Here is a 14,830-nt window from a genome sequence, read left to right as displayed (position 1 = left end):
CTTTAGCTCCAGAAATTTGCCATTACGTTCAGAAACTCTTCCAGCTGACTGGCCGGCAGTTCGTTCACGCCTGCGGCCGCTTTGCGCCCACCGCCCGTCGGAAACAGGCGGGCGACCTCATCCGCGCCAGTACGGTTGTTCAAAGGCGCCCGGATGCTCACCAAGTAAGTACTATCTGCTTTCTCAGTCACAATGGCACACGCTTTGTCCGGGTTTCGGTTTGCCAATTCGTTACCCAGCACACCACTTACCCGGCGTGCCCAGGCCTCATCGGGCAGCCTCACCACCAGCGATGAACCAGATTCCGTGAGTACGGGCGCCCCCAATCCCTGGGCCATATCCGCCTCGTAACCATCCTTCAGTTGCCGCCAGGCATCAGGAGCCGACTCAATCAGCTCCAGCGGATCCGAATACTTCACGAATTCCCGATACAGATCCGCAGGGTGGAAATGCAGGTCCTCAACCGTCGCGCCATAGCCGTTATAGTTGATGCAGACGCCAAGCGTTTTTAGCGCCTCCGCCTGCTCAGAGGACAGTCCAGCTTGGGCTGCCAGCTCCTCACCCACTGCATTGAGGTTGTCACCAAACGCCGCCGCAATAGCCCAGTTGTGGAACCGACCGTCAAGATGCTGATCCACCAACAAGCTGGTACAAGTTGTGGGCTGGGTATCGATCAGCCCCTCGAATTCCGGTGCCTCCGGCAGCTCCTCACCCGGGAAATGGTGATCCACGTAAAAAACAGAACAGCCGGCCGCGAGCAGCGCATCCACCGCACGACGGTTCTTATCGAGACTGACATCGAGAATAGAAACACTTACCGGCTCAGTGGCCGGCACCTGTTTTACGAGCTCGATGTCCCGCTTCACACCGGTAATAAGGGTACTTTCTTTGGGTTCTGCAAGGCGAAGCTGGATCAGTGCGCAAATGCCGTCGGCATCGCCGTTGAATACATCGTAGGTGTGCATATTTTCCTCAATTCAGCAGCATTTCGGCCTGTGCGAGCATGGCCTGGAGGTGCTCTTCACCCATAAAACTCTCACCATAGATTTTGCACAGGTTTTCCGTGCCGCTAGGCCGAGCGGCAATCCAACCATTCTGAGTGCTAACCTTCAGGCCTCCGATCGGAGCGCCATTGCCTGCAGCGGTTGTAGCGGCTTCCTGTATGGGATCACCGGCCAGTTCAGTAAACGGCAAACTGGCAGGCTCCAGGGTTTTCAGGCGTTGTTTCTGTTCCGACGATGCTGGAAAATCCCTCCGCCGGTAGACCGGATCGCCGAATCTGGCCGCCAGTCTTTTATAGTGCTCGCTCGGAAGCAGGCCTGTTTTGGATGTAATTTCAGCCGCTAACAAACAGGGTATAATTCCGTCTTTATCCGTGCTCCAAGGCTTACCATCGAAGGTCAGGAAGCTGGCCCCGGCGCTTTCCTCACCGCCGAAAACAATCTCGCCCCGATGCAATCCCTCAACAAACCACTTGAAACCAACCGGAACCTCAAAGAGCGTGCCACCATGGCCGGCCACCACACGGTCGATCATTGACGAAGAAACCAGAGTCTTACCCACCCGTGGATGCTTGCACCAATCGGGCCGGTGGGTGAGCAGGTAATCGATACAAACGGCGAGGAAGTGGTTAGGGTTCATCAACCCACCCAAATCCACAATGCCATGGCGATCCGCATCCGGATCATTCCCGAAAGCGAGATCGAAGCGGTCTTTTATCCGCAGCAAATTCGCCATAGCCGCTGAACTGGAGCAATCCATGCGAATTTTGCCGTCGTGGTCCGGCGGCATAAAGGCAAACTCCGGATCCTGAAGCCGGTTTACCACCACCAGATCAAGACCAAAACGCTCTGCTACAGCCTCCCATACCGCCAGCGAAGATCCACCCATGGGATCCACGCCCAGTTTAAGACCACTCGATGCAATCGCAGCCATGTCCACAACGCGATCCAGATGCCGAACATAGTGGTCCACATAAGGCCAGGGCTCGGTCGCCTGTGCGACCGACTGACTCGGAGAGGTCTTCAACCCGGCGAGCCCGGCTTCAAGTAACTCGTTGGCCCGCCGCTCGATCCAACCCGTCGCGTCCGTAGGGGCCGGGCCGCCATCAGGACCATTGTATTTGATGCCCCCATCCTCCGGCGGATTATGGGAGGGCGTGATAACAAGGCCGTCGGCCAGTCGCGCCTCGCTTGTATTGTGCGAAAGGATGGCATGGGAAACCAACGGCGTGGGTGTATAGCCACCATTAGCATCAACTCGTGCAGTGACACCATTGCCCACCAACACCTCAAGCACGGCATCCATCGCCATACCGGATAATGCATGGGTATCCTTGCCCACGTAGACGGGGCCAGTAATGCCCTGCTGGCGCCGCCAATCCACCACCGCCTGTGTTATGGCCAGAATGTGGTGTCGGTTAAAGCTTCTGGCCAACGACGATCCTCGGTGCCCGGACGTGCCAAAACTGACGCGCTCAGCAGGGCAATTCGGGTCTGGGGTATGTTCACAGAATGCGGTTAATAGCTTGGAAATATTCATAACGGAGCTTTACGAGCCTTCAAGAAATTGATTGAAGGCTTCACCCAGTTCCGAATGGCGACGGCCATAAGTTACAAATGTCTGCATATACCCTTGTTTGTTACCGCAATCATGGGAACGACCCTGGATGTGGAATGCTTCAACAGGCTCCTGCTCCATCAGCATGCCTATGGTGTCCGTCAGCTGAATTTCATTACCAGCGCCGGCCGGAGTTTTCTCAAGTAAATCCCAGATCGAGCCAGAGAGCACATAGCGACCGACCACCGCAAGATTGGATGGGGCCTGATCCGCCGCCGGCTTCTCAACAATCGCATGCATCCGGGAAGAGCTGCCTTCGGCGAGATTACTGCCGCCGCTATCCACCACGCCATAACTGGAAACTTTGTCGCCGGGTACCGGCTCCACCATCACTTGGCTGGCACCGCTGTCTTCGTAGCGGCGCACCATGGCTGCCAGGTTGTCTTTGCGAAGATCTGAGGCGTAATCATCAATCAGCACATCGGGAAGCAAAACTGCAAAGGGCTCGTTGCCAACCGCCGGCCGCGCGCAGCTGATAGCGTGCCCCAGCCCTTTGGCCTCACCCTGACGAACGTGCAGGAGGGTAACATCCTCGGGACAAATCGACTGCACCTCCTCCAACAACTGGCGCTTAACGCGCTTCTCGAGCATAGACTCCAGTTCAAAACTGGTATCAAAGTGGTTCTCAATGGAATTTTTACTGGCATGGGTAACCAATACAATTTCCTTGATACCGGCAGCGATGCACTCATTCACCACATATTGGATGAGCGGCTTGTCCACAATCGGCAGCATTTCCTTGGGAATGGCCTTGGTGGCCGGGAGCATACGGGTGCCGAGACCGGCGACTGGAATCACCGCCTTACAAATTCCTTGCATTTACAACTCCATTAAGCAGATTTTGAACGCCAAACAGCTAGGGTATTAAAGCCAAGTCGGCGCTTCACCCAGTAAACCGCCAACAGGTTCTGGGCCCCCACGGCCAGTGCAGTAGATAGGGCAGCGCCAAGTGCCCCATAGAGAGGAACAAGAATAAAAGTGATCGCAACGCTTATGGGCGCCACAATCAACAAGGTGTTGCGCAGGTCCCGTTCGTGTCCAGACATGCTCAAGAGATATCCAACAGAGCCTGTAAGAACGTTGACAAACTGGCCCACAGCCAGAACCTGCAGCAATACCGTACCTCCGGAAAACCCTTCCCCAAATAGCCCCATCAGGAACCCCGGGAAAATCAACATAACGGCAACCACTGGCGCGGCCCCGAGCGCCATCAATCGCACGGCGGTAAGTGCCATAGTGCGTAAACCTTCCATATTCCCTGCTGCGTGCAGCGCTGCAAATCGGGGCGCCACGACCATATTGACGGCCATCAAAATAAAACTGACCAACATGGCCGTGCGCTGGGCTACAGCCAGTTGGGCAATTTCCTCAGGCGGCAGGTAGGCCCCGCCTACAAACTGCCCCGTCCACTGAATCAACTGGGTCATCAACAGCACGATCCAGAGCGGCCAGGCTGAGGCAACCATAGAGCGCAGGGAGATACGGTAAGCGGCCGGTCTGATTGGCCCCGTTGTTCTGAGGTGCCAGAGCATCAGGAACCCGCCAAGAACCAGAAAAGAACCAACGCTGTAAGCCAACGCAGCCTGGGCTCCCAGCCTAAAGCCAAAAAACCAGACCGCTATGATCAAGGCAATGTTGGCTGCCACATTCATTGCGATAATAGCGGCAGAAACCCGGCCCATCCCCTGAAGGCTCTGTGCAATCAGCCAGAGCAGCGCAAAAGAAACCACGGATGGGGCGATCGACGCGAGCACCGGTGCGAAATCAGGCTTGTTGAAAACGGCGCTGGCCAGGAACCCCGCGCACAACCACAAGAAGGTCGCAACGCAAGCCGAGGCAACAAACGTAACCGCTGCCCCTCGCATAAACACATACCGAACGGCCTGCCAATCACCTTCGGATTTTGCGGCAGCGGTATGGCGAAGGACCACATTATCAAAGCCGCAGCGGGTTACTGCGCCCAGAAACATGATGACGGTGAAACCGAGAAAAAAGTAGCCGCTCTGCTCCGCCCCGAGGACCCGGGCCAGCACCAGGTTCATGATGAAAGCGGCTACCGCACCCAGCCCTTTCACTGAGAACGCCAGGAAGCTTTGAAACAGAACGCTGTCGGCCTTGAACTTCATACGGATCACTTACCGCCCCTATCGTAGAGGCAGCTCACAAAGACAGCACTTTTTTGCACACAGGCAAGAGAGCGATCCGCCAATCACCCGCACTAACAGACGCTTCTTCCTTCAGTCGCTGCCCATCGAGCACCGAGTAGGCTGGGCGACGCACAGGGGTGGGAAACTCGGAGGATGAAATCGGAGTCAACTGCGGCATATTAAAGCCTTCCGACAATTCCTCGCAGGTGGCGAAAATAGCACGGGCAAAATCAAACCAGGTGCAGGCCTCACCTCCTGAAAAGTGGTACACGCCATTGGCCGGCAAGGCCTCAGACAAATGGACAAGAGCCGCAGCGAGGTCACCGGCATACGTGGGCGTACCGGTTTGGTCATTGACTATAGACAGGCTGTCCCTCTCCCCCGCAAGCCTCACCATCGTTTTGAGAAAGTTATGGCCATACTCGCTGAATACCCAGGCAGTTCGAACAATAATGTGGCGTTCCGCCTGCTGTGCAGCCTTCTCACCCGCCAATTTACTGGCACCGTATACCCCCGTAGGATTAACAGGGTCTGCCTCTTTATAAGGGCTGGATGACGAACCATCGAACACGTAATCTGTAGAGACATGCACAAATAACGCAGATACGTTATTCGCAGCAGAAGCCAGATTTTCCACAGCCTTGGCATTCACCGCCCAGGCTGCTTCCGTGTCGGACTCTGCTTTATCCACAGCCGTGTATGCGGCCGCGTTGATGATTACATCTGGATCAATAGCCACGATGTGATCCAAAACAGCCTCTGTATCGGTAATGTCCAGGCCGCGACGGCTCAGAGGGAAAACCTTATTAGGAGTATTGCTGAGCCGATCCTGCAGACATTGGCCCAACTGGCCGTCCGCGCCAGTGATCACAACCTTCATGATTCGCAAAACTCCCGAAACGACGGTGCGTTTGCGTCTTTCTCTGACAGCTTCGTTTCAATCCCCGCTGGCCATTCTATGCCAAGCTCGGGATCGTCCCAGCGAATGGCGCCCTCATCAGTGGGGTCGTAATAATCTGTGCATTTGTACTCGAAATCTGCGACGTCACTTACCACCACAAAACCATGGGCGAATCCGGGTGGAACCCAGAACTGACGCTTGTTGTCTTCGCTAAGATAGACACCCTCCCACTGACCAAATGTGGGAGATTCCCGCCGCAAGTCCACGGCAACGTCGAATACCTCTCCCCGCACTACCCGAACCAACTTACCCTGGGGTTTGCTCACCTGGAAGTGCAGGCCTCGAAGAACGCCCTGGGCGGAGCGGGAATGGTTATCCTGAACAAACGCACGGTTAATACCCGCTTGTTCTTTATAACGAGCAGCCTGAAAGGTTTCTAGAAAAAAACCGCGATGGTCACCAAATACCTTGGGCTCAATAATCACGCAATCCTTCAGCCGCGATGGAATTACGTTCATACCTGTTCCTCCGCCAACCGCAACAGATACTGGCCATAACCGGTTTTATTGAGATGACTGCCCTGCTTTGCCAACCACTCAGCCGATACCCACCCCTTGCGGAAAGCAATTTCTTCAAGGCAGGCAATCTTAAGGCCCTGGCGGTGTTCAACTGTCTGCACGAAATGGCCCGCTTCGATAAGCGAATCGTGGGTTCCGGTATCCAGCCACGCAAACCCTCGCCCGAGCAGTGACACGTTCAAATCACCCCGCTCCAGGTAGGCAAGGTTCACATCCGTAATTTCCAACTCACCGCGTGCAGAGGGCTGGATAGACCGGGCAATATCGATCACATCGTTATCGTAGAAATACAACCCGGTAACCGCGTAATTGGACTTTGGCTCAGAGGGCTTTTCTTCAATGCTCAGTACCTGCCCTTCCCCGTTAAACTCCACAACGCCAAAACGCTGCGGGTCTGTTACATGGTACCCAAAGACCGTGGCGCCGGTTTCCTGCTGCGTTGCGGCGATAAGCTTTTCCGAGAAGTGCTGGCCATAAAAAATATTGTCGCCAAGCACCAGGCACACGTTGTCATCACCAATAAAATCCGCACCGATCACAAATGCCTGCGCCAATCCATCTGGCGAGGGTTGCTCTGCGTAAGAAATGTCGATGCCAAATTGCTGACCATCGCCGAGCAGCCTTCGGAAACCCGGCAGATCGTTCGGAGTGGAAATAACCAGCACATCACGAATACCCGCCAGCATAAGTACCGAGAGCGGATAGTAGATCATCGGTTTGTCGTAGATAGGTAACAGCTGCTTGGAAATGCCCATGGTAATGGGATGCAGACGGGAGCCAGAGCCGCCTGCGAGGATAATGCCTTTGTACTTCTTCACGTCAATTCCCTGTCGTTCAGCGTGTGTTGCTTAAACCGAACCGCCGATCCGGTCCAGCTTATATTCCCCGGACAGAACTCGTTGCCACCAGCTTCGGTTATCGAGATACCACTGAACCGTTTTGCGCAGACCAGTCTCGAAAGTCTCCTCGGGCGTCCAGCCCAATTCACGCTCAATCTTAGTTGCATCAATCGCATAGCGAACATCGTGGCCAGGTCTGTCCTTCACAAAGGTAATCAGATCTCGATACCTGCCAACACCTTCGGGTTTCTCCGGTGCCAGTTCCTCCAGCAAATCACAAATGGTTTCCACAACCTCAAGGTTCCGCTTCTCGTTGTGACCACCAATATTGTAGGTTTCGCCAACCTTGCCCCGAGTAATCACCTCAACCAACGCTCTTGCATGGTCCTCTACGAAGAGCCAGTCACGTATCTGCGAACCATCGCCATAAACCGGCAGGGGTTTACCGGCCAAGGCATTGAGAATCATGTGCGGGATCAGCTTCTCCGGAAAATGATAGGGGCCATAATTATTGGAGCAGTTCGTAACGACCACCGGCAGCCCATACGTACGCCCCCATGCCCTCACAAAGTGGTCAGAAGCTGCCTTGCTCGCCGAATAGGGCGAGCTCGGCGAATAAGAGGTTTCCTCGGTAAACAGATCGTCAGTTCCGTGTAAATCACCATAAACTTCATCGGTCGAAATATGGTGAAAACGAAACCGACTCTGCCCTTGATCATCTAGGGCACGATAATAGTCAAGCGCAACTTGCAGAAGATTAAAGGTTCCAAAGACATTCGTTTTCACAAACTCGTCCGGGCCATCAATAGATCGATCCACATGGCTCTCAGCGGCCAAGTGCATCACCACATCTGGCTGATGTTTCGAAAAAACGGACTTAACCGCGTCTGTATCGCATATATCGATCTGCTCAAAAAAGTAATTAGATTCAGAACTGATCGAGCTCAAAGACTCAAGATTACCGGCATAAGTCAGGATATCCACGTTGACAACATCGCCGAGCCGGTTACCTATGATGTGCCGAACCACTGCACTGCCAATAAAGCCAGCGCCTCCTGTTACAAGAAATTTCATGACATAACCCTGGGGTAGTGTTTCAACAAAAGTGCCTCGTACTCAGAAAGAATTTTTTCCCAACGGAAATTAGCCTGAAAGTTTGCAAGGGTCGCATGTTGCAACTTTTTTACCAGTTCATCATCTGAAAAAATCAGATCAAATGCTTGATCGACGTCCCTCTTACCCGAAAAATATATTGCTCCATCCTTTGCGACCCAGCGATTGAATTCGTTATCGTGAGCCAAAATGGCATTACCGGCACCGATAGCTTCTACAAGAGAGGGATTGGTGCCACCAACTTGGTGGCCGTGAACATAACAACGGGCGAAAAACCTGAGAGCACTTACTTTTTCGATATCATATATACCACCGGTGAAAATGACTTCGTCGGAGGCTGCATTTATGACGCGCTGATGATAAGTGTTGTCTTTTTGGTAATTACCCAACACGACCAACTTTGTTCCCCGCCGTTTCCCGGAAAACCCTTCGACGATTTCCAGGATGGAGTTCTCAGGTTCAGGGCGTGCAATCACGATGGCATAATCACCGGCGGAGAGCCCGAATTCTTTAAGAATGTTCACATCGGCGTCTTGAATTTCCAGACCACCGTAAGGAATCATGGTGATTTTCTTTCGGCTCGTGCGGGTCGCTAAGTGATCTTCTATGCGAGGGTGATCCGCAACAAGCTGGTTACCAAAAAAGCAGCCGAATCGCTCATTAAGCCAAAACCAACTTTTTGCAACCCTCCCCCACTTTTTCCTTTTCCACTCGATGCCATCCATATTGATGACATTCAGCTTCCCGCGAACACGATGAAGCAGATTGAACACTGCCGTGTTATAACCCAGAGTCAAAAAAATGCCTGTTTGGCGAAGAGAGTGCCATGCTGATATGAAATCAAAAATAACCGTTCCCAATGGTCCGGAATTTTTTACAGAAATGTGAATACGCTTTACTCCCTCCCATTCTGACTCGTAGATCGGAGCAGTTCCCTCCTCTTGGCAGTATACAGTCACCCGCCAACCTCTCTTGACCAGATACGGACACAAGTACTCGGCAAATGTCTCAAATCCTCCATGAGAGGCCGGAACGCCCCGAATACCAAGAACTGTTAGATGTTTATCTTTCATAACCAAGCAAGCTCATCACGCGAGAAAATTCCGATTGGATTTCAGGAGGAAGACTAACTTCCGCCTTTGGCTCGACCGGCGTCAGGACAGCTTTACAGTATTCAGAGTAATTCTTGTCTTCGTCCAACCCACAAAACTCAATAACCTGGTCTCGAACACGCTCTTCACCAACATAGTCTTCGTATCTAACGGGGAGCACTATCTCCGGATACCGATCCGTCAGCTCCAAGCCTTTTTTCATAGTTACTATCCATTCGACAGCGGCTCTTAACTTATGGTCGGAATAGGCTCTGATAACCCCGGCATGCTTACCGAGGACAGTATCTTCAGCAACTATCTGATCACAAAGTAGTTTCCACTTCCGATCATCTTTTCCCCACCAGTCATGTATTTCCCCGTCCTTTGTCACGCCTAAGCGGGCCGACCAATGTTCGATAGACGTGCAAGTGTCAAAACCATTACGGAAAAGAAAAATAAACTTCGCACCGGGAAAGACCTCTCGAACGAATGGAACTCGAAAGATCAGTTCCGGATATTTGTCTACTACCCTTGAGGAGGCAGAAAAGCGCAGATAGTGTCCAAAAACTCTATGGAGTCGTTTTTTAACTTCTATTGTCGCTTCATCTGAATTTATTGAATAAAATGCTTGCCCGTCGTTATAACTTCCAATCAAATCCTCCGATTCATAAGCGTACGCCCAAAGCGCCTTTGGCTCATTAAGAAATCCCACATCGCGATGGATCCCCAGTGTAACCCCTAAAATCGTAGTACCACTTCGCCCTGTACCAAGAATGAAGACAGGGTCCTTAACTATTTTGGCAAACGGCAAATGCCGTTGAAATCGATACAATAAAAAAACGAAAGGGTTAATCCAACGGCCTTTCGTTGTTAAAGGACGCCCTTCATAAAACAAGTAACTTATCAATCTGGTGAAAGTTTTTCTTTTGCTTATCGCTTTAAAGGCAGGGTCCAACTGTGCGACCAAAACAAACGTCCTCCATCCATACAAACTGTTTCCGGATCCCCAGTGAAAGTTCTGTCTCTGGAGACCATGAAAAACCACTCATAGATTTCCTTGAGTCGAGAACAACTTTTTCTACATCAAACCGCCGCTTCTCTGAAAATTCCTTTTTTAGGGGCCGGCCAGAAATATCCTCAACCTTATTGACGATTTCATTGACAGAAACCCCCAGCCCGGAGCCAGCATTAAATGTTCCAGTTTTCTCAAAAGTTACAGATTTGCTAATCAGCAAGGCCAGATCTCCTACGTAGATATAGTCTCTGACCGTATTCCCATCGCCAAAAATGGAGACAGGCTTGTTATGTAAGGCACAACTAATGACCGCGGCGATCAAACCCTGGCCCGCTTTGTTCACTTGCCCCTCACCGTAGGGGTTGGACGGACGGAATATGATCTTTTCCAACCCCCATTCTCGACTCGCAATTTCCAGATAATGCTCAACAGCTACTTTAACCACCCCGTAGCTCGATATTGGATTGAGCGGATGGGATTCTGGAACAGGGTTGTCAGCAGGTTCACCGTATACGGTCCCACCAGAAGACAAGTACACCATCTTTTTAACGTTGATTTCACGCATAATCTCCAGCAACTTCAAAGTACCGACAAGGTTTGACTCAATATCCGATTCTGGATTTACGGCACTTGAAGCCGGGACGGTTGCACTTGCACAATGAATCACCAAATCCACGCCAATAAGCGCATCCAAAAGCCCTCTGCCACTTGCCAGGTCAACCTCATGGTAGGCAACGCCATGAAATCTATTACCTGAATTGCCACGGGAACCAACCGAAACCTCATGTCCTTGAACACGAAGCCTCGCTACTATATGGCTTCCGATAAAACCCGTTCCGCCAAGAACAAAGACCTTCACCCCAAAACACTCCTGTAATTAGACATAATCTCCCTGTAAAAATTATCGTCATTGAACTCATTCTCAACAAAATGCCTTCCTTTACGGCCCATCTCGATAGCCTGATCAGGATTTTCGCTCATCCACCTAATAGCATTGGAAAGTTCGCTGACACTGTCGGGATCAAAAATTAACCCCCGATCAGCTCCAATTAATTCTGGAATGCCGCCGCGTCGGGAACCAATTACCGGCTTACCAGCTGCAAATGATTGGAAAATCACGTAAGGAAAGTTCTCGTGCCAGAGAGAAGGTACGATGACAAACGCTGCGCATGAAAGGATTTTGTCTAAATCATCCCCCCAGAGCGCGCCGAGGAATTCGACATTAGTTATTGACTCCGTTTCGACCACAGATTTTAACTGCGCCAATTCCGGCCCGTCGCCAACAATTTTGATCGGGAAGTCAATATTCTTTGCTGACTGGACAATTCTATCAACGCCTTTCTCGTCGACTATGCGGCCGAAATACAGTGCAAATCCTCCGCCATAAACAGGCTCCTGCTTAGAGCAGTCGAAAGGGTTCCGGAGGATTCCGTAGTTTACAGATTTACTCGCCCAAAATTCTTTTGTTTTTTCTAGCATAAATTCACTGGCAAACAGGTACTTATCTACCAGATCGTCGTAAACATTCTTTGATTCGTGTATATATGCTTCGACCGCAGAGGCAGTACTAAAAATCAACGAATTTTTGCTACACCGTTTCAGAATCGCATTATAGAAGTGACCTCCTTTACAGTCTTCACAAATTGACCAACCGTCATACAATTTATAATTTGGGCAGATATGCTTATAATCGTTACAAGACATAACGACAGGGACGCCAGCTTCCTTAGCCGCCTCTAAGACCGATGGAGTTAAATGAACGTGAATGGCAAATGCGTGAACGATATCTGGCTTAAACTCTTCGATTGCCTCTTTCATCCTTTTTTTCTTCAATGAAGAATAAAAGATATCTCGGGAATTCCATACCTTAGAGAAAATATTACCATTGGAATAACCCGGCGCCTTCACAGAGAAAGCTGTATCACCAGTATCAATATTCTCTTCGTTCTCCGTAGAGAAAAAAGCGACTTTGTGTCCATTCTTCTTTAATACCCTCGCGACTTCAAAATAGAAAACTTCCGCTCCGCCAGTTAACCGATGAAATTTATGAACCAATAATACTTTCATTATTTAATAGACAACTTTTTGCTTATAAAAACTGTAAAGTAAAGAACTGTTGCATGCCAAACCGGTTCCAGATCCTTAAACAAACCACCTTTCAGTGAGTTTAAACTATATACGATCAAAAATGCGAACAGGAGTTTCGCTTCAGGACCAGCACGATTCGCAATAAAATACGCTTTCCTCATCATCAAACCAAATAGAAATCCACCGAAAACCACGCTCCAAATTCCATTGATTATATATAAAGACCCGGTCAAGGAGGGGGTAAACCCACCACCTTCGTACGTCAGACCAAGTGACTCTTTTAGAATATTAACAAGGACCTCATCATCACCAGGTAACAACGTTAAAAACGGCATCACTAGCACCTTCATTCCAAGGAAATCCAAGCTATCCGGAACATGTTTTTGAACCATGTCAAAAGTTATAGACGATAACTTGATCTCTCCGAGAAAAATTCTTGAAAATGCCTCGCCAAATGTCCCGCCCTCGCCGGTCATATACCTAATAGAACCATATACAAAAAGAAAAATCGCCAAAAAAACTATCAATAAAATAACTTTACTTAAAGGGACCTTCTTAGGGAAGAGAAGGTAAAGAAAAACAAAAGAAACAAGCAGAGGGTAAATAACTCTTGTTCGGCTGCCCATCGAAAGAAGTATTAAAATGCAAACTAACATAGCACTGACAAAGAACACCCTATTAAACGGGAATCGTCCTTTGAGCACACGATAGAACAAAGATAGAATTACAAAGTCGATTGACAGAAGCGATAGATAATAAAGGTATCCCCCGACTCTATCAATCACCCCTGTTCGCTCAGACTGGAAGTCCGATGAAAGAAACACCAAGCCCACTTTATTTAGTATTAGGACTTGCGACACAAGCGCAACTATTAAAACAAAAATTAACAATGTCGAGAAAACTCTGTCATCAATTGCTTGAGGACTAAACGAATGAAATTTAGAAGATTTTTGTTCAAAAATTCCTGATGCGAAGCATCCCAAGAAAAACGAAAATATAAGTAAGTAGTAGTAATAATAGACTTCTTTAGAAACCTCTAGCTCGGATCCATATGTAATCCCCCCGAGCCCACAGTACAGGCAAAAGATCAAGGGAAAGTAAACAACTGGATCCGCAAAAATTGGATACTCTCTACTCCATCCGCTCTTAAGAAGGTAGGCAAGCGGAACCCCAAAACAAAAAAACAATAAAAAGACGAAAAGAAGCTCTCTCGAAACACTTTGATACGAACTCACTGGATAAATAGCGTAAAAGCTAAAACCAGAGACAGCAAGAATTAAAGTAGCAATAAAAACCAAAGACCTAATATCAGTCACTTAAAGTCTTTCCATAAATCGACTGCTACACCTATTTCTTTTAGACTGTTTACGTCTGCTTCAAACGCGCTTATATAATGCGCCCTTTCCTCAATGGACAAGCATTCTTTTTTACTACCTTTCGTGTTTATTTCTCTAGTCAATTTACGCAAATATGCCCTAGCGGAAGGATTAATAATCTTACGAAGCAGAGGATAGCGTCTGTCACGAATCTTTTTAAGAAAAGTCCACCTCACCGATCCAGCTTCGTTTGATTTGGGCAAAAGGAGCTCACCGTCGAAGTCTACGTCAAGGAAGTTTAAAATCTCTGAAAGAACAGATTCCGAACTTTGAACCATCTCCTCAAAAGTTATGACTTTAACGCTTTCAAAACGATTCAGATATCGGCTTACCTGTTTGTAGTATTTTGCTCTCTCTCTGTAAAGGTAGTTCTTTGCCCAACCTTGCCCAGAGTATTTGGCGGGAACAGCATCTTCAAAAAAAGCCTTATCAAACGACCTATCCTCAACACCATTACGCTTCATATATGACCACAAGGAAAATGCCATATCAATTGGGTTTCGTAAGACGATCAATATCTTCGAATCAGGGTTATACTTATAAATACTGTCGCATGCATTCAAATCGAAAAGGTAGCCGGTTGATGCATCAACGCGCACGGACTTTTTTTCAGAATTTTTATATAGACTTAAATATTCTGACTCTTTAGTTATGCCAATCGCTTCATCTATGAAATAAAAAGGCTCTTTCATTTGGGGAACAAAAATATCGTTTGTCATTTCGAAAAGATCAGTTAACGATGTTGTCCCGGACTTAGCAGCTCCTACAACAAAAAGATTGACCTTATTTTCCATATCGACACGAACTCCATTAAAATCTCTCTAAATTCTATGATCACTAAATTTGGAAAGGAATTTTGACAGCCACCTACTTGTGCAACCAATCTACTTCAAACAAAATCGCTTCAATCTTCACATAAACAAACTATTTTCCGACATGAAAGACATTAAATACTTATAGCAACAGCTACAAAAGGCCTCTTATCTGTTAAGGGCAGTCAGTCCAAAACTACGCCCTTTATCTAATACTTCATCGGCTGTGCGGCGGAATGCCTCAAAGGTTT

At 49.1% G+C, this 14,830-nt stretch carries 14 protein-coding genes; all 14 read right to left on the bottom strand.

From position 1 onward, the window contains the following. Positions 1–2: 2 nt before the first annotated feature. The 14 genes from D777_RS09025 to D777_RS08960 are packed head-to-tail and all read right to left on the bottom strand — an operon-like array spanning position 3 to position 14,561. The gene (locus D777_RS09025; RefSeq protein WP_036130852.1) at positions 3–965 is read right to left on the bottom strand and encodes a DHH family phosphoesterase; all 963 of its coding nucleotides are present in this window, start codon (positions 963–965) and stop codon (positions 3–5) included. Positions 966–972: 7 nt separating this feature from the next. Next, positions 973–2,541 carry a phosphohexomutase domain-containing protein gene (locus tag D777_RS09020; RefSeq protein ID WP_036130849.1) on the bottom strand — a complete coding sequence of 523 codons (1,569 nt, stop codon included), beginning with the start codon at positions 2,539–2,541 and terminating at the stop codon, positions 973–975. A 9-nt stretch (positions 2,542–2,550) separates the two neighbouring features. Further along, positions 2,551–3,438, bottom strand: coding sequence for a UTP--glucose-1-phosphate uridylyltransferase GalU (gene galU / locus D777_RS09015; protein WP_036130848.1), 888 nt, complete (start codon positions 3,436–3,438; stop codon positions 2,551–2,553). An 11-nt stretch (positions 3,439–3,449) separates the two neighbouring features. Further along, a complete protein-coding gene (locus tag D777_RS09010) occupies positions 3,450–4,745 on the bottom strand; it encodes a flippase (RefSeq protein ID WP_036130845.1) in 1,296 nt (431 codons plus the stop codon). Positions 4,746–4,779: 34 nt separating this feature from the next. After that, the gene (gene rfbD / locus D777_RS09005; RefSeq protein ID WP_036130842.1) at positions 4,780–5,646 is read right to left on the bottom strand and encodes a dTDP-4-dehydrorhamnose reductase; all 867 of its coding nucleotides are present in this window, start codon (positions 5,644–5,646) and stop codon (positions 4,780–4,782) included. Continuing rightward, positions 5,643–6,185, bottom strand: coding sequence for a dTDP-4-dehydrorhamnose 3,5-epimerase (gene rfbC / locus D777_RS09000; RefSeq protein WP_036130839.1), 543 nt, complete (start codon positions 6,183–6,185; stop codon positions 5,643–5,645). The genes rfbD and rfbC overlap by 4 nt, the downstream gene beginning before the upstream one ends. Further along, on the bottom strand, positions 6,182–7,063 hold the full coding sequence (rfbA, locus tag D777_RS08995) for a glucose-1-phosphate thymidylyltransferase RfbA (RefSeq protein ID WP_036130836.1): 882 nt from the start codon (positions 7,061–7,063) through the stop codon (positions 6,182–6,184). The genes rfbC and rfbA overlap by 4 nt, the downstream gene beginning before the upstream one ends. Positions 7,064–7,093: 30 nt before the next feature. Next, positions 7,094–8,158: a dTDP-glucose 4,6-dehydratase gene (gene rfbB, locus D777_RS08990; protein WP_036130833.1), complete on the bottom strand. Its 1,065-nt coding sequence runs from the start codon at positions 8,156–8,158 to the stop codon at positions 7,094–7,096. Continuing rightward, positions 8,155–9,270: a DUF1972 domain-containing protein gene (locus tag D777_RS08985; RefSeq protein WP_036130830.1), complete on the bottom strand. Its 1,116-nt coding sequence runs from the start codon at positions 9,268–9,270 to the stop codon at positions 8,155–8,157. Before D777_RS08985 ends, rfbB begins: the two co-directional genes overlap by 4 nt. Continuing rightward, entirely contained in the window at positions 9,260–10,255 is a 996-nt protein-coding gene (locus D777_RS08980) for a sulfotransferase family protein (RefSeq protein ID WP_201443355.1), read from the bottom strand. The genes D777_RS08985 and D777_RS08980 overlap by 11 nt, the downstream gene beginning before the upstream one ends. Continuing rightward, entirely contained in the window at positions 10,227–11,162 is a 936-nt protein-coding gene (locus D777_RS08975) for an NAD-dependent epimerase/dehydratase family protein (protein ID WP_051669027.1), read from the bottom strand. Before D777_RS08975 ends, D777_RS08980 begins: the two co-directional genes overlap by 29 nt. Further along, positions 11,159–12,358: a glycosyltransferase family 4 protein gene (locus D777_RS08970; protein ID WP_201443354.1), complete on the bottom strand. Its 1,200-nt coding sequence runs from the start codon at positions 12,356–12,358 to the stop codon at positions 11,159–11,161. Before D777_RS08970 ends, D777_RS08975 begins: the two co-directional genes overlap by 4 nt. An 11-nt stretch (positions 12,359–12,369) precedes the next feature. Beyond that, positions 12,370–13,707, bottom strand: a complete 1,338-nt coding sequence (locus D777_RS08965) for an O-antigen polymerase (RefSeq protein WP_036130826.1) — start codon at positions 13,705–13,707, stop codon at positions 12,370–12,372. Further along, the gene (locus tag D777_RS08960) at positions 13,704–14,561 is read right to left on the bottom strand and encodes a sulfotransferase domain-containing protein (protein WP_036130822.1); all 858 of its coding nucleotides are present in this window, start codon (positions 14,559–14,561) and stop codon (positions 13,704–13,706) included. Before D777_RS08960 ends, D777_RS08965 begins: the two co-directional genes overlap by 4 nt. Positions 14,562–14,830: the final 269 nt, after the last annotated feature.

The sequence above is a fragment of the Marinobacter nitratireducens genome (assembly GCF_000708045.1).
GTDB lineage: Bacteria > Pseudomonadota > Gammaproteobacteria > Pseudomonadales > Oleiphilaceae > Marinobacter > Marinobacter nitratireducens.
The sequence above is the reverse complement of the archived record's forward strand: the minus strand, read 5'-3'. Positions and strand labels throughout refer to the sequence as shown.